General features: G+C 70.0%; 14 protein-coding genes. 6 read left to right on the forward strand and 8 right to left on the reverse strand.

Translation table 11 applies throughout. From position 1 onward, the window contains the following. From ABDW59_RS21630 to ABDW59_RS21645, 4 genes are all read left to right on the forward strand, one after another. Positions 1–569: HesA/MoeB/ThiF family protein (locus ABDW59_RS21630; protein ID WP_343633011.1), on the forward strand; the 569-nt coding region annotated here is incomplete at its 5' end. A 132-nt stretch (positions 570–701) separates the two neighbouring features. Beyond that, entirely contained in the window at positions 702–1,598 is an 897-nt protein-coding gene (locus ABDW59_RS21635) for an LOG family protein (protein ID WP_343633013.1), read from the forward strand. 50 nt (positions 1,599–1,648) lie between these two features. After that, a complete protein-coding gene (rocF, locus tag ABDW59_RS21640) occupies positions 1,649–2,569 on the forward strand; it encodes an arginase (protein ID WP_343633015.1) in 921 nt (306 codons plus the stop codon). Between the two features lie 277 nt (positions 2,570–2,846). After that, positions 2,847–3,395, forward strand: coding sequence for a spore coat U domain-containing protein (locus tag ABDW59_RS21645; protein WP_343633017.1), 549 nt, complete (start codon positions 2,847–2,849; stop codon positions 3,393–3,395). A 73-nt stretch (positions 3,396–3,468) separates the two neighbouring features. Here the strand turns inward: ABDW59_RS21645 and ABDW59_RS21650 are convergent, their stop codons facing one another. After that, positions 3,469–4,371 (reverse strand): 2-dehydropantoate 2-reductase, encoded by a 903-nt coding sequence (locus tag ABDW59_RS21650; RefSeq protein ID WP_343633069.1) that lies wholly within the window; start codon positions 4,369–4,371, stop codon positions 3,469–3,471. Positions 4,372–4,440: 69 nt separating this feature from the next. Further along, the gene (locus ABDW59_RS21655; RefSeq protein ID WP_343633019.1) at positions 4,441–5,259 is read right to left on the reverse strand and encodes a DUF429 domain-containing protein; all 819 of its coding nucleotides are present in this window, start codon (positions 5,257–5,259) and stop codon (positions 4,441–4,443) included. A gap of 167 nt (positions 5,260–5,426) precedes the next feature. Between ABDW59_RS21655 and ABDW59_RS21660 the strand changes: the two genes are divergently transcribed. Beyond that, a complete protein-coding gene (locus tag ABDW59_RS21660; RefSeq protein WP_343633020.1) occupies positions 5,427–7,112 on the forward strand; it encodes a diguanylate cyclase in 1,686 nt (561 codons plus the stop codon). Here ABDW59_RS21660 and ABDW59_RS21665 read toward each other — a convergent pair whose 3' ends face one another. The 6 genes from ABDW59_RS21665 to hutC all read right to left on the reverse strand — a co-directional run bounded on the left by ABDW59_RS21665 (position 7,113) and on the right by hutC (position 13,195). Next, a complete protein-coding gene (locus ABDW59_RS21665; protein ID WP_343633022.1) occupies positions 7,113–8,129 on the reverse strand; it encodes a methyl-accepting chemotaxis protein in 1,017 nt (338 codons plus the stop codon). It lies immediately after the preceding gene. Between the two features lie 151 nt (positions 8,130–8,280). Continuing rightward, a complete protein-coding gene (gene hutF, locus ABDW59_RS21670) occupies positions 8,281–9,681 on the reverse strand; it encodes a formimidoylglutamate deiminase (RefSeq protein ID WP_343633024.1) in 1,401 nt (466 codons plus the stop codon). After that, complete coding sequence (hutG, locus tag ABDW59_RS21675; protein WP_343633026.1) at positions 9,678–10,523, reverse strand: N-formylglutamate deformylase; 846 nt, start codon at positions 10,521–10,523, stop codon at positions 9,678–9,680. The genes hutF and hutG overlap by 4 nt, the downstream gene beginning before the upstream one ends. Before the next feature lie 33 nt (positions 10,524–10,556). After that, positions 10,557–11,768 (reverse strand): imidazolonepropionase, encoded by a 1,212-nt coding sequence (gene hutI / locus ABDW59_RS21680; RefSeq protein ID WP_343633071.1) that lies wholly within the window; start codon positions 11,766–11,768, stop codon positions 10,557–10,559. Positions 11,769–11,815: 47 nt separating this feature from the next. Further along, complete coding sequence (locus tag ABDW59_RS21685; protein WP_343633028.1) at positions 11,816–12,400, reverse strand: HutD family protein; 585 nt, start codon at positions 12,398–12,400, stop codon at positions 11,816–11,818. A 60-nt stretch (positions 12,401–12,460) separates the two neighbouring features. Further along, complete coding sequence (gene hutC, locus ABDW59_RS21690; protein WP_343633030.1) at positions 12,461–13,195, reverse strand: histidine utilization repressor; 735 nt, start codon at positions 13,193–13,195, stop codon at positions 12,461–12,463. Between the two features lie 90 nt (positions 13,196–13,285). On the opposite strand from hutC, the gene ABDW59_RS21695 reads away from it, so the two are divergent. Further along, the gene (locus tag ABDW59_RS21695) at positions 13,286–14,755 is read left to right on the forward strand and encodes a cytosine permease (RefSeq protein WP_343633032.1); all 1,470 of its coding nucleotides are present in this window, start codon (positions 13,286–13,288) and stop codon (positions 14,753–14,755) included. Positions 14,756–14,805 lie beyond the last annotated feature (50 nt).

Raw genomic sequence — 14,805 nt, forward strand, 5'->3', positions numbered from 1 at the left:
TTCAGCGCCAGATCGCCCACAGCCTGGACCGCGTCGATCAGCCCAAGGCGCTGTCGGCGGCGGCGGGCATCGCGGCGATCAATCCGGAACCGAAGGTGCGACCGCTGATCGCGCGCGCCGATGCGGCGCTGCTCGACGAACTGGTCCCGACCGCCGACGTGGTGCTGGACTGCACCGACAACTTCCAGACCCGCCACCTCATCAATGCCGCCTGCGTGCGCCACGCCAAGCCGCTGGTGTCCGGCGCGGCGCTGGGCTTCGATGCGCAGCTCTCGGTCTACGACACCCGCGACGGCACGCAGCCCTGCTACGCCTGTCTCTTCCCGCCGGATCAGGCGCCCGAGGAGCAGCGCTGCGCCGTGATGGGCGTGTTCGCGCCGCTGGTGGGCATCATCGGCAGCATGCAGGCGGCGGAGGCGCTCAAGCTGCTCAGCGGCATGGGCAGCGCGCTGCCGGGCCGGCTGCTGATGCTGGACGCGCGCCGCATGAACTGGACCGATCTCGGCGTCGCCCGCGACCCGCGTTGCCCGTGCTGCGGCGACGCCGCGCGCGGGCGCGCCAAGGACTGAGCGCGCCCTCAGCTCACCTCACTTCGTCACGCACCGCAGCGCGCAACAAACCGACGCTCGCGCTCGCGACCTCAGGTTCCGGACGCAAGCAAATTAAGCCGCAACGCCCGTAAGCTCCCGGGCCATCGAATCATGATCAGAACCGACAAGCTCACCGCCCGCAACTTCCCTTCCGCCCAGGAAGAGGCCGAGCAGCAAGCCGCCTTCGACGCGGCGTTCGACGCCAATCCGCCCAGCGCCTATCGCCTGGCCTTCACCGACACGGACTTCCTGGTCCGTCCGGAGTTGCGCCCGGTGCGCATGCAGCTGGAGCTGCTCAAACCCGAGCTCGTTCAGCAGGAGCTGAACATCCAGTCGACGGTGGTGATCTTCGGCAGCGCGCGCATCGCCGACCGCGAGTCCGCGCAGGCGGCCGTCGACGCGGCCCGCGCGTCGGGCGACAGCGACGCGCTGCTGCGCGCCGAGCGCCGTCTGCTGATGAGCGGCTATTACGAGGAAGCGCGCAAGTTCGCGCACCTGGTGACCTCGCACACCAAGAACCATCCGCATCCGCTGTACGTGGTCACCGGCGGCGGTCCCGGGATCATGGAAGCCGGCAACCGCGGCGCGCATGACGCGGGCGGCCAAAGCATCGGCCTGAACATCGTGCTGCCGCATGAGCAGCGCCCCAACCAGTACATCACCCCGGAGCTGTGCTTCCGCTTCCACTACTTCGGGCTGCGCAAGATGCACTTCCTGATCCGGTCGGTGGCGCTGGCGGCCTTCCCCGGCGGCTTCGGCACGCTGGACGAACTCTTCGAGACGCTCACGTTGATCCAGACCGGCAAGTGCCGGCGCCGTCCGATCCTGCTGTTCGGACGCGATTTCTGGTCGCGACTGATCGACTTCGACCTGCTGCTGGACACCGGCATGATCAGCCCCGGTGACGAGCAGCTCTTCCATTACGTCGAGACCGCCGACGAGGCCTGGGACTTGCTCAGGAAGGAATACGACATCGGCCAGACGGGCGCCACCGCCGGCGAGGCCTGATCCCCCCACGCCCGGTCATGAGCCGGGTCCAGATCCAGAAGAGGTTCGCGATGACCACAGCACGACATGTCAGCCTGATCGGCGCCCCCACCGACGTGGGCGCCGGCGCCCGAGGCGCCAGCATGGGCCCGGAGGCCCTGCGGGTGGCCGGCCTGCGCGAGGCCCTGCAGGCGCACGGCGTGGAGGTGCTGGATCACGGCAACCTGAACGGCCCCTCCAACCCTTGGCAGCCGCCGGTGGAGGGCTACCGCCATCTGGACGAGGTCACCGCCTGGAACGTCGCGGTGCACGACGCGGTGCATGCGGCGCTCAGCGCGAGCCGCATGCCCATCCTGCTGGGGGGTGACCATTGCCTGGGACTGGGCTCGATCTCCGCCGTGGCCCGCCACTGCCGCGAGACCGGCAAGAAGCTGCGCATCCTGTGGCTGGACGCCCATGCCGACTTCAACACCAGCCAGCTCACGCCCAGCGGCAACATCCATGGGATGCCGGTGGCCTGCCTCTGCGGCCACGGCCCGCGGCAGCTGATCGAGATCGGCGGCCATGTGCCCGCCATCGATCCCAAGTGGATCCGCCAGATCGGCATCCGCAGCGTCGACGAGGGCGAGAAGCGCTTCGTCCATGAGGTGGGCCTGGAGGTCTTCGACATGCGCTACATCGACGAGATGGGCATGCGTCACACCATGGAGCTGGCCCTGGCCACCCTGGACGCCAACACCCACCTGCACGTGAGCTTCGACGTGGACTTCCTGGATCCGGACATCGCGCCGGGCGTCGGCACGACGATTCCGGGCGGCCCGACCTACCGCGAGGCGCAGCTGTGCATGGAAATGATCGCGGACACCGGGCGACTGGGCTCGCTGGACGTGATGGAGCTCAACCCGGCGCTGGACGTGCGCAACAAGACGGCGCTGGTGGCCGTCGACCTGATCGAATCGCTGTTCGGCAAGTCCACGCTGATGCGCCGCTGAACGCGCGGGGGCGAACACCTGTCGCCCCCGTGACAGCGCTCAGCTTCCCGACAGGGTGATTGCGCTACCAATCGAAATCGGGTGCACGATTGCCGGATTAGGGCGTCCCCCCAAAAAGTGGGGCATCCAACCGTGAACTCGCGCACAGGGGCAAAACGGCAAAATCGTGTCCAATTGATACCAGGGACAGGCACAGAGGCCGACCACGGAGCGCATCGCGCCGGGGTCACCAGACGCCCGCCAGGCACCTGCGATGCAAGAAGCTCGAAACCCTCACATGTCGTTCCGATTCATCAGCGCAGTCTTGCGACGTTCGGTCGCGCTCACCGCCACCGTCGCCGCCCTCGCCGCCACCGTGATCTCGCCGCTGACGGCTCATGCCGCCACCCCGACGAGCGCCTCCGGCACCTTTCAGGTCGGCGCCACCATCCTGGTCGCCTGCAACGTCACCGGCGCCACGCTGACCTTCGGCGGATCCATCGATCCGCTGCAGACGCCGGGCCCGGTGGACGCGTCGACCTCGCTCAACGTCACCTGCACCAAGACCACGCCCTACAGCGTGGCCCTGAGCGCCGGCACCAATGCGGGCAACGCGTCGGCCTTCGGCTCACGCGCCATGAAGAGCGGCAACAACAGCCTGCCCTATCAGCTCTACCTGGACGCCGGCCGCACGCAGGTCTGGGGCGACGGCAACAGCAGCGGCGTGTACGCCGGCACCGGCACCGGCAGCCAGCAGAACCTGACCGTCTACGGCCGCCTGCCCTCGCTCAACGGGATCGTCCCGGGCAACTACAGCGACACGGTCACCGTCACGATCACCTACTGATCCGCACCGGATCGGTCCTTGATCCGCTGTCGATCCGCCGTTCGATGACGGCGGATCCTCCAGAAGCCGCCGCTCAGGCGGCTTCTTCGTTTCCGAGCTCCGCCAGCCGGACCAGCGTGTGCAGCACCCGATTGGCCGGCACCGGCACGCCCAGCGCCTCGCCGCGGCGGACCAGGAAGCCGTTCAGGTGGTCGATCTCGGTCGGCTTGCCTCGCCGCAGGTCCTGCGCCGTCGACGAGTATTGCCCCGGCATCGTCACCGCGATCTTGCGCACCGCCTCGCGGACGTCGCCGATCAGCCGGACGCCATCGGCCTCGGCCACCGCATGCCCCTCGTCGAGCAGCTGATCCATCACCGTCCAGACGCCCTCGCCCTTGACCAGCTCGCCATAGGGTTGATCGCTGAGCGCGGACAGCGCGTTGTAGGCGCAGTTGATCAGCAGCTTGGACCACAGCGCGCCGCGCACGTTGTCCGAGATCTCCACCGCCACGCCTGCGCCGGCGAAGGCCTGCGCGATGCGCTCGGCGCCGGGCGCGGGCTCGATGACCAGTTCGCCGCGCCCGTGATGCTTCACATGCCCCGGTCCGGCCATTTCGGTCGCGACATAGACGACCGCCGCCGACACCGGCTGCTTGAGCACTTCGCGCAGCCGCTCCGCGTTGTCGACGCCGTTCTGCATCGACAGCAGCAGCGTGTCCGGACCCAGGAAGGGCTCCAGTTCGCGCGCGGCGCTGACCGTGTCGGTCGACTTCACGCAGAACAGCACCACGTCCGCGCCCCGCGCGGCGGCGGGCTCGGTGTCGGCGCGCAGGCGGACCTGCTCGTCGAACATCCGGGTGTCCATGCGCAGGCCGTGCTCGCGGATCGCGTCGACATGCGACGGGCGGCCGATCAGCACCACGTCGTGCCCGGCGCGCGCCAGCATGCCGCCGAAAAAGCAGCCCACCGCGCCCGCGCCCATCACGGCGACCGTCAGCGGCGTGTCCACAGCTCGTTCAGATGGGGTCATCTCGTCTCCTGTCACCTCAAGGGAATGCCTGAAATCCTAAGCGCAGAGGATCCACCCCTCCAGCGCATCCATGCCGGCCGGCTGGCCGAAGTCGGCGCGCTGGTCGGCCCAGGCCGCCTGCATCAGACAGAGCACCGCATCCAGCTTGTCGCCGCTGGCGTCGTCGACCAGTTCGTCGCGCTGCGCATGGCTCATCTGGAGCCGCAGCCCCAGCCGCGTGCGGCCCTGCTCCAGCGCCTCGATCAGATCCTTGCGGGCGATGAGCCGCTCGGGCGTCTGCTTGGCGCGGTCGTCGCTCTTGTAGCTGCGCGTGCCCAGCAGCTCCCGCGCCAGCAGACCGGGATAGGCCTCCAGCGCCACGCGCGACTCGTCGCCCGCGTGCAGCCCCGGCAGGTGCACGCCAGCGGCGATCAGACGCGGCACGCCCGCATGCAGCATGTAGGCCACCGGCGGGTTTACCCATTTCATGCTCGGCGAGGAGCCCGCCGGCCCGTCGCAGGCCCGGTGCGCGAATTTTCCGCCCACTGGCCGCGCGGCGCAGAAGGCGGCAAAGGTCTCGCGGATCTCCGCGCGAGACAGCGCGGCGTAATGCGCCATCAGCGGCGCCCAGTCGGTGGGCCAGCCCAGGGTCTCGACCAGCTCGCGCGGCAGCCCGAACGGCAGGTCGAAGCCGCCCAGCCAGGGTCCGGGCGTGCGCAGCCAGTGCTCGAAGCCGTCCAGGGTCTCGATGCCCTCCTGGCGCTCGAGTTTCAACACCGCGCCTTGGCGTTGACCGAAGGCCAACCGGATGGGCTTGCGACGCGTCGGCGCGCTCGTGAAGTCCACACCCACGAGCAGGCGGCCGGTGGCGGGCAAGAGGGCAGGAACGGGCGTTGCTGGCGACGCCGAAGGGGGCCTGGTCGTGCGCCGGGCTTTCGAGACATTTGGCATGGACGCGACTGTATCGGCCCGCCCTGGGGCGGACCGCCATTGACGCGGTGCGTGGATCGCCCAATGCTGCGGCATCTGGAGAGGAGAACCGCTTGTTCGAACGCGAGCTCGCCCGTGCCCTGCATCTGAGCCGCCGCGGCGCCTACCGCGACGCCACCGATGCGATGGAGCTCGCGCTGGTGGCGGCGAACTCGGAGCGCGACCGCGCCCGGGCGCTGATCCTGATCGCCCACAACCTTCCCCGCCAGGGCGATCTGCAAGCCGCCCTGCGCCGCGCCAGCGAGGCCGTCGCCGTCGCCCACGCGATCGACGGCCCCGACCAGGACCGCTGGATCGCCGAGGCGATGACCGAGCTCTGCTACGTCTACGCGCAGTTCCAGATGGGCCGCGACGCCATCCAGGCCGGCTGGCAGGCGCTGGCCGCCGCGCGGCGCGCCAGCGATCCAGTGCGCGAGGCCTGGGCGCTGAACCGGCTGGCGGTGGCCAACGCCATCGCGGACCAGATCGACCAGGCCTGCCGCGACACGCTGCAGGCGCTGGAGATCGCCCAGCAGCAGCACGACGCCAGCGATCGCGAGCTGATGCTCAGCTGCCTGAACAACCTGGCCCACTTCTGGTTGCAGGCGCATGGCGAGGCGCTGCGCGACGACGAGCCCGCCGCCGCCGCGATCGCGCTCGCCCAGGCCGAGCCTTACGCGGTGCGTGCCGCCGAGCTGGTCCGCGAGGAAGGCAATCCCTTCCTGATCGTGGTCTCGCTGTCCAACCTGGTGGAGTTCCAGCTTGGCGCCGGCGCGATCGACGAGGCGCTCGCGATCACCGATGAATACGAGCAGCTCTCGCTGCGCAACGGCTATGCGGGACTGGTCCAGCAGGCCCGCGCGCAGCGGGCGCAGCTGCAGCTCAAGCGCGACGACGGTGCCGGCGCCACCGATGCCTTCGAGGCGCTGGAGGCCATGCGGATGCTGGTCGCCCAGCCCGCGCCGCATCAGCTGCCGGCGCGCCTGAGGCGGCAGCTCGCCATCGCGATGCACCGCGGCTACAAGCAACGCGGCGAGCCGGCCAAGGCCTTGGAGGCGCATGAGCTGCTGTCCGCGCTGGAGCGCCAATCCGCCCGTAACGCGATGGCGCTGCAGACCGAAGCCATGCTGATCCGCCAGGAATTCGAGCAGGCGCAGGCGCGCGCCGAACACGCCCTGCAGGACGCGCGCCGCGAGCGCGAGCGCGCCAATCAGGCGGAGCAGGAACAGCAGCGCTTGCGCCACGAGGCGGCCGAGCTGGGCCGCATGGCCCATGAGGACGCGCTGACCGGCCTGAACAACCGTCGGCATGCCGAGTTCGCGCTGCCGCTGCTGCTGGAGCGCGCGCGCCAGGAGGGCCAGGGCATCGCGCTGGGCATGCTGGACATCGACCACTTCAAGCAGGTCAACGACGGCTTCGGCCACGGCATCGGCGACCAAGTGTTGCAGAAGGTCGCGCAACTGGTGAAGCGCCAGCTGCGCAGCGCCGACCTCATCGCCCGCGTCGGCGGCGAGGAGTTCATGCTCGTCTTCGTCGGCGCCACGCCCGCCAAGGCGCAGGAGATCTGCGAGCGCCTGCGCGCCGTCGTCGCCGGCCATTCCTGGGGCGAGCTGACCCGCGGCCTGCGCGTCACCATCAGCATCGGTCTGGCGGCGGGCGCCGCGCCCGCGCGCCCGCAGCAGCTGATCGAGCTCGCCGATCAGGCGCTGTACGTCGCGAAGGATTCGGGCCGGAACCGGGTGCAGTTCCAGCCCACCTGATCACGCCAGCTTGAACACCGCCACCGTCTGCGACAGCGCGTCGGCCTGGTGCTGCAGGCTCTGCGCGGCGGCGGCCGATTCCTCGACCAGCGCGGCGTTCTGCTGCGTCATCTGATCCAGCTGCGAGATCGCCGAGCCGATCTGGTTGATGCCGCCGCTCTGCTCCACGGTCGCATGGCTGATCTCCGCCACGATGCGCGACACCCGCGAGATCGAATCGGAGATCTCATGCATGGTCTCGCCCGCCCGCTCGACCAGCGCGGCGCCGCTGGCGACGCTCTCGCCGCTCTCGGTGATGAGCTGCTTGATCTCCTTGGCCGCCTCGGCGCTGCGCTGCGCCAGCGAGCGCACTTCCGACGCCACGACGGCGAAGCCGCGTCCCTGCTCGCCCGCCCGCGCCGCTTCCACCGCCGCATTCAATGCCAGGATGTTGGTCTGGAAGGCGATGCCGTCGATGGTGCCGATGATGTCGCCGATGCGGGTCGAGGAGGCGCTGATGCGGCCCATGGTCTGGACCACCTCGCCGACCACCGACACGCCGCGCCCGGCCACGACCGCGGCCTCCTCAGCCAGCGCGTTGGCCTGGCGGGCCGAGTCGGCGTTGTGCTGCACGCTCGCGGTGAGCTGCTCCATCGCGGACGCGGTCTCCTCGAGATTCGAGGCCGTCTGCTCGGTGCGGTTGCTCAGGTCCTGCGCACCGCCGGCGACCTCCCGCGACGCGGTCGCGATGCTCTCGGTGGCGTTGCGCACGCCGCTGACCACGTCGCGGATCGAGGACTGCATGCCCTCCACGCCGCGCATCATGACAGCGGTCTCGTCGGTGCCGCGCACGTTGATGGGCTCGCTCAGGTCCTGGCGCGCGATGCGCTCCGTGGTCGACACCGCCTGCGCCAGCGGCGTGAGGATGGACGCGATGTTGAAGAAGGTGAAGGTGCCGATCAGCAGCAGCGCCAGCACCGACAGCAGGCCCAGCGCCATCAGGCGCGTACGGATGGTGTAGTTGCGCAGTGACCACATGGCATTTCCCAACGTTGTGTTGACCGCTCGGGAAAGCGTAGCAGCCGGCGTGCCAGCCGGTAAGCCCATGGAACGGGGATGCCCCGTGGCCATGGGGCGTCCGCGCGGCCTCAGGACACCTCCAGGGCGCCAGCGCCGTCTCAGCGCGGCCTCAGCCCCACAGCGCCGACAGGGTCGCGACGTACTGCCGGCGGCGATCAGCGTCCACCGTCGCGCGCCGCTGGCCGGCCACGACGACCTCGCGCCAGGTCGCCCCCTGGCTGCCGAAGACCAGCCCGTCCAGCAGCGACGCCGCCGGCAGGCCGGCCAAGCCGTCGGCCTCGACGTCCAGCACCAGGAAGTCTGCCCGCGCGCCGGGCACCAGGCCCCAGGCGGGCAACCCGGCCGCCCGCGCGCTGCCCGCCAGGCTGGCATCGAAGAGCCGCGCCGCCGTCGACGGCTGCACGCCCGGCCGGGCCGCGACATTGCGCCGCTGCAGGCCCAGGCGCTGGCCATACTCCAGCCAGCGCAGCTCCTCCACCCAGCCGCGGGTGACCTGGCTGTCCGAGCCCACCGTCATGGGGACGCCGGCGCCCAGCCAGCCGTCCAGATCGGCCAGCCCGTCGCCCAGGTTGGCCTCGGTGCCGGGGCAGATCACCACGCCGGCGCCGCTGGCGGCGATGCGGGCGATCTCCTCGCGCGTCGAGTGCGTCGCATGCACCAGCTGCCAGCGCGGATCCAGGCCGTGATCGGCCAGGAAGTCCAGCGGCCGCTTGCCGGTGGCGGCGACGCAGTCGTTCACCTCCTGCATCTGCTCGGCGACGTGGATGTGGATGGGGATGTCGGCGTCGCCGACCAGCGACTGCAGCGCCCGCACATCCTCGGGATGCGCCGCCCGCAGCGAGTGCAGCGCCACGCCCGCCCGCACCAGCGGCAGGCCGGCCGCGTTGAGGCGCTGGCAAGCGTTCCAGACCCATGGGGCGTCGGTGCGGAAGCGGCGCTGCGTGTCGCGCAGGGCCGGCTGGGCGAAGCCCGCATGCGCGTAAAGCACCGGCAGCAAGGTCAGGCCGATGCCGACCTCCTGCGCCGCCTCGGCGAGGGCGAAGGCCATGGTCAGCTCGTCCTCGTAGGGCGTGCCGTCCTCGCGGTGGTGCAGGTAATGGAACTCGCAGACCTGCGTGTAGCCGCCGGCCAGCAGCTCGGTGTAGAGCTGCGCGGCGATGGTCTTGAGCTGCTGGGGCGTGACGCGCAGCGCGACGCAGTACATGCGGTCGCGCCAGGACCAGAAGTCATCGGCCTCGCTGTCGCGCTGCTCGGCCAGGCCGACGAAGGCGCGCTGGAAAGCGTGGCTGTGCGCATCGACCAGGCTGGGCAGCACGGGACCATCCAGCCGACGCGCGTCGATCGGTGCCTCGGCCGCCGGCACGCCGGCTGTCACTTCGACCCAATGGCCTTCGGCATCCGCGCGCAGCAGCACGTCCGCTTGCCAGCGTCCGTCCAGCCAGGCCAGCGGCGCGTGGAAAGCGGTGCCGTTCGTATTCCCGCCGGTGTTCCCGCTCGTGACCCCGCTCATGCGCCCCCCCCTTGACCGCCTTCGGACTTGCGGCTGGGATTCGCCAGCAGATAGCCTTGCAGCAGCATGGACAGCACGGGGCGCACCCGCTCAACGCAGGCGTCGTCGAGCTCATAGCCGGTGAAGCCCATCTCGCCCTCGACCATGTAGCAGCGGTAGCACATCTCCAGCTGCACGGCCTGCTGGCCGAGCTCGGGCCGGCCATACTGCCGCGTGATGTAGCCGCCCTTGAAGCGGCCGTCGACGACCCAGCTGAAATCGCTCTGCGAGGACAGCACGATCTCCATCGCCTGGCGCGTGGCCTGGCGGCAGGACTTGCCCTCCACCGTGCCGATGTTCAGGTCGGGCAGCCGGCCCTCGAAGAGCCAGGGCAACTCCGAGCGGATGCTGTGCGCCTCGAAGAGCAAGGCGTGGCCGTGCTCCTGGCGCAGGCGCTGGAGCTCGCCCTGCAAGGCCTGGTGATAGGGCGCCCAGTAGGTCTGGACGCGCCGCTGTTTCTCTTCCGCGTCCGGCGCCTGGCCGTCCCGGTAGAGCGGCTCGCCGGTGAAGAAGCGCGTCGGGCAGAGCTCGGTATTGGACGCGCCGGGATACATCGGCGTGTCCTCGGGCGGGCGGTTCAGGTCGATCAGGTAGCGCGAGTAGCGCGGGATCAGCAGCCCCGCGCCGAGCTGCTCGGCCAGCGGCGCATACAGCGGCTCCAGATGCCAGTCGGTGTCCTCGCTGCCCAGCGCGCGCTCGACGTAGCGGTGGCGCTGGTCCTCGGGGATCTCGCGGCCCACGTGCGGCATGCTGATCAGCAGCGGGGTGCGGCCGCGCCGCAGTTCAAAGACATCGTGCTTCATCGCTCGTTCCTCGTTGTCTCTCTCAGCGCGCGCTCACTGGTGCACGCTCATCCGCGAGCGCCCGCCGGCCACCGCGAATCGCAGCGGATTGCGGCCGAACCAGTAGGCCAGCTCGCGCGGGTGGGTCGCATCCCAGACGCAGAAGTCGGCGCGCAGACCGGCGGCCAGCCGGCCGCGATCGGGCAAGCCCAGCGCCCGCGCCGCGTTCACCGTCAGGCCGCGCAGCGCCTCCTCCGGCGTCATGCGGAAGAAGGTGCAGGCCATGTTGAGCATCAGCAGCAGCGACAGGCCCGGCGAACTGCCCGGGTTGTGATCCGTCGCGATCGCGATCGGCACGCCTGCCTCGCGCAGCGCGGCGATCGGGGGCAGCTTGGTTTCGCGCAGGAAGTAGAAGGCGCCGGGCAGCAACACCGCCACCGTCCCCGACTTCGCCATCGCCGCGATGCCCGCGTCGCTCAGGTACTCGAGGTGGTCGCAGGACAGCGCGTTGAACTCGGCCGCCAGCACGGCGCCGCCCTGGTCGCTGAGCTGCTCCGCATGCAGCTTGACCGGCAGGCCCAGCGTGCGCGCGGTCTCGAAGACGCGACGCGTCTGCTCGGGCGAAAAGGCGATGCGCTCGCAGAAGGCGTCGACTGCGTCGACCAGGCCTTGCCGCATCAGCTCCGGCAGCCAGGCGCAGACCGCGTCGACATAGGCCTCCTGGCGGCCTTCGAACTCGGGCGGCAAGGCGTGCGCGCCGAGGTAGGTCGTGCGCACCGACAGCCCCAGCTCGCCCAGCCGCCGCGCGGCGCTCAGGCACTTGGCCTCGTCCTCCAGCGACAGGCCGTAACCGGACTTCACTTCCAGCGTGGTCAGCCCTTCCGCCATCAGCGCGCGAGCGCGCGGCACGGCCAGCGCATGCAGCTCATCCTCGCTGGCGCGCCGCGTCGCGGCCACCGTGGAGCGGATGCCGCCGCCCGCGCGCGCGATCTCCTCGTAGGTCGCGCCTTGCAGACGCAGCTCGAATTCCGCCGAGCGCTCGCCGCCATAGACCAGATGCGTGTGGCAATCGATCAAGCCGGGCGTCACCAGCGCGCCGCCCAGGTCGATGACCTCGACATCGGCCCTGCGCCATTCGGCGGGCAAGTCCGCGATCGCACCGACCCACGCGAGCCGCTCGCCCTGGACCGCCAGCGCGCCGTCGGCCACCAGGCCCCAGTCGCGCTCACCGGCCAGCGTCGTCAGCGTCGCGCCGGTCCACAGCATGCGCCGCTGCGTCTCCATGGAAGACGTCGTCCTTGTCATCGTCGCGCTCATGTGTCGCTCCAGACCAGCCACCACGCGGGGCCGTGCTGATCGCCGTCGTCGAAGACGCAGCTCTGCGCGGCCGGCGACTCGCACCAGGCCAGGGTGTGCGGCGCCAGCGGCACCGAGCGGTGCCCGTGCACCAGCAGGCCGCCGCGCTCGGTAAACAGACCCAGCCAGGTCGCGCCGGCCGGGATGAAAGGGCGATCGGCCGGCAGCACGCGAAACACGCCGGCGTCGCGGCGGTGCATCGCATTGAAGTCCTGCGTCGGACCGTCGATCAGCACGCAGTCGGGCGCTTCCTCGCCGCGGAAGGCCAGGATGCCGTCGCCCTGGCGCAGATAACGGCCCATCAGATGCACCCCCTTGCCCGACAGCACGCCGAACCAGCGGTCCACGCCGGGGAAGGCGGAGAAGGGTCCGTCCTTGTCGATGTCGGCGACGCTGATGCGGACCTTCCAGTCCGTCGCATGCGGCCACGCGAGCAGTTCCCGCGTGCGTCCGCCGCCGTTGCGCCACGGGGTCGGCACGACCTCGTCGGCGGTGATCCTCATCCAGCTCATGTCCTGCACACCTTCAGATTCGTGAGTCATCCCATGGTCCATCGCAGGGATCGCCGCCATGGGGTCCGATGTCATCGGCTTTCCGAGGCGTCACGCCTGGAAGCTGCCTTCGAGGAAATATCGGCTGCCCGGATGCACCAGGCGCACCGAGGTCACCGTGCGCCCCAGGCTGGAGGTCGCGCGCTTGACCACCAGACAGGGCTCTCCGCGCGGCATGCCCAGCAGCCGCGCTTCCAGCGCATTGGGCATCTCCGCTTCGATCGTATAGCGGGCCTCCGACAGCGGCGCCACCTCCAACAGATAGTGCGTCGGGGTCACGCGCTCGAAGTCCTGCTTCATGTAATCGGGGGCGACGGCGGGATTCACCAGCCGGTCCTCGCACTGGATGGCCACGCCGTTCTCGCGATGCACGATGACGCTGTGGAACAGCGTCGCGCCGGCGCGCAGCCCAAACTGCCCGGCCTGCTCCGCGTCCGCCTTGATCGCCTCCAGCACGTGGACCTTGGCCTCGTGGCGGTGGTTGCGGGCGGCGATCTCCTCATGCACGTCGCGCACCGTCAGCGTCGACGCGATGCGATGCAGCTCCGCGACGAAGCTGCCCACGCCCTGCACCCGATCGACCATGCCCTCCTGATGCAACTCACGCAGCGCGCGGTTGACCGTCATGCGGCTGACGCCGAACTGCTCGGTCAACTCGGACTCCGACGGCAAGCGCTCGCCGGGCCGCCAGCGGCCGCTGGCGATGCCCTCGCGCAGGTGGGTCTTGACCTTCAGATATTGCGGCGCCGGACCGCCGGCCGGGACGCTGGATGACTTGCTCGCCATGGGGTCGCATCCTACTTGACTGTACTTGTATAGACAACTAGAGTCCGCCGCAGTCGCGCTGCAAGACGCGATGAACCAGGAGACCTGTCCATGACCGTATCGACCTCCGCCGCGTCCCCGCCGACGCCTCACGGCGCGGCCACCGCGTCCGCGGCGCCGTCCCGGCTGCTGGAGACCCGCAGCATCGACCGCGTCCCCGAGCGCGAACGCTACGGCCAGCCCAGCAGTCAGTTCAGCCTCTGGATGGCGGCCAACCTGCAGATCACCGCGGTGGTCGACGGCGCGCTGGCCATCGTCTTCGGCGCCGAGGCGCTGACCGCCATCGTCGGCCTGTTGCTGGGCAACCTGCTGGGCGGCGCGGTGATGGCGCTGCATTCGGCGCAGGGCCCGCGGCTGGGCCTGCCGCAGATGATCTCCAGCCGCGTGCAGTTCGGCGTCAAGGGCGCGGCCCTGCCCCTGATGCTCACGCTGGTCATGTACCTGGGCTTCGCCGCCACCGGCACCGTGCTCTCCGGTCAGGCGATCAACCTGCTGCTGGGCGCGCAGTCGCCGCTGATCGGCATCCTGATCTTCGGCGGCCTGACCGCGCTGATCGCCACCGTCGGCTACCGGCTGATCCACGTCGTGGGCCGCATCTCCACGGTGCTGGGCATCATCGGCTTCGGCTATCTGGCGCTGCGGCTGTTCCAGCAGCACGACATCGCCTCGGCCTTCGGCCAGAAGCCCTTCTCGCTGGCCTCGCTGCTGCTGACCATGGCGCTGGCGGCCGGCTGGCAGATGACCTTCGCGCCCTATGTGGCGGACTACTCGCGCTACCTGCCCACCAGCACGTCGACGTCACGCGCCTTCTGGACCACCTTCAGCGGCACCGTGCTCGGCGCCCAGCTGGCGATGACCTTCGGCGTGCTGGTCGCGGCCGTGGGCGGCGGCTTCCTGAAGAACCAGGTCGGCTTCATGGGCGAGCTCGCCGGCCCCGCCGTGGCAGCCGCGATCTACGTCGTCATCGTGGCCGGCAAGCTCACCGTCAACTGCCTGAACGCCTACGGCGGCTGCATGACGCTGCTGACCACCATCAGCGCCTTCCGCCCCTCGCTGCGCATCGGACCGGCGGCGCGCATGGCGGCCATCCTGGGCTTCGTCGCGCTGTCCATGGCGGTGGCGGTGCTGGCCAGCGCGGACTTCCTGAACAACTTCAAGAACTTCGTCCTGTTGCTGCTGGCGGTCTTCGTGCCCTGGAGCGCCATCAACCTGGTCGACTACTACCTGGTCTCGCGCGAGAAGGTCGACATCCCCGCGCTCTACGACCCGAACGGCCGCTACGGCGCGTACAACGGGATGGCGCTGTGCTGCTACGTGATGGGCGTGCTGGTGCAGATCCCCTTCCTCAACCAGAAGCTGTACCGCGGCCCGCTGGCCGATCTGCTGGGCGGCGCCGACATCTCCTGGATCGTCAGCCTGGTCCTGACCTCGCTGGTCTATTACCCGCTGGCCAAGCGCTCCATGCGCGTGCCGGCCACCATGATCTATCCCGACGGCGAGACCGCGCCCGGCCGCCGCTGAGCGCGCACGCTCGCCCCCGCTTCCTTGAATCGTTCCGAATTACTGAATCC

Source organism: Roseateles sp. (genome assembly GCF_039595295.1).
In the GTDB taxonomy this organism is placed as follows: Bacteria; Pseudomonadota; Gammaproteobacteria; order Burkholderiales; family Burkholderiaceae_C; genus Roseateles.

Excerpts from the sequence above, each read along its gene's own strand:
- ABDW59_RS21635 (WP_343633013.1), top strand. The coding sequence starts at position 702 with ATGATCAGAACCGACAAGCTCACCGCCCGCAACTTCCCTTCCGCCCAG.
- rocF (WP_343633015.1), top strand. The coding sequence starts at position 1,649 with ATGACCACAGCACGACATGTCAGCCTGATCGGCGCCCCCACCGACGTG.
- ABDW59_RS21645 (WP_343633017.1), top strand. The coding sequence starts at position 2,847 with ATGTCGTTCCGATTCATCAGCGCAGTCTTGCGACGTTCGGTCGCGCTC.
- ABDW59_RS21665 (WP_343633022.1), bottom strand. The coding sequence starts at position 8,129 with ATGTGGTCACTGCGCAACTACACCATCCGTACGCGCCTGATGGCGCTG.
- hutF (WP_343633024.1), bottom strand. The coding sequence starts at position 9,681 with ATGAGCGGGGTCACGAGCGGGAACACCGGCGGGAATACGAACGGCACC.
- hutG (WP_343633026.1), bottom strand. The coding sequence starts at position 10,523 with ATGAAGCACGATGTCTTTGAACTGCGGCGCGGCCGCACCCCGCTGCTG.
- hutI (WP_343633071.1), bottom strand. The coding sequence starts at position 11,768 with ATGCTGTGGACCGGCGCGACGCTGACGACGCTGGCCGGTGAGCGCGAC.
- ABDW59_RS21685 (WP_343633028.1), bottom strand. The coding sequence starts at position 12,400 with ATGACTCACGAATCTGAAGGTGTGCAGGACATGAGCTGGATGAGGATC.
- hutC (WP_343633030.1), bottom strand. The coding sequence starts at position 13,195 with ATGGCGAGCAAGTCATCCAGCGTCCCGGCCGGCGGTCCGGCGCCGCAA.
- ABDW59_RS21695 (WP_343633032.1), top strand. The coding sequence starts at position 13,286 with ATGACCGTATCGACCTCCGCCGCGTCCCCGCCGACGCCTCACGGCGCG.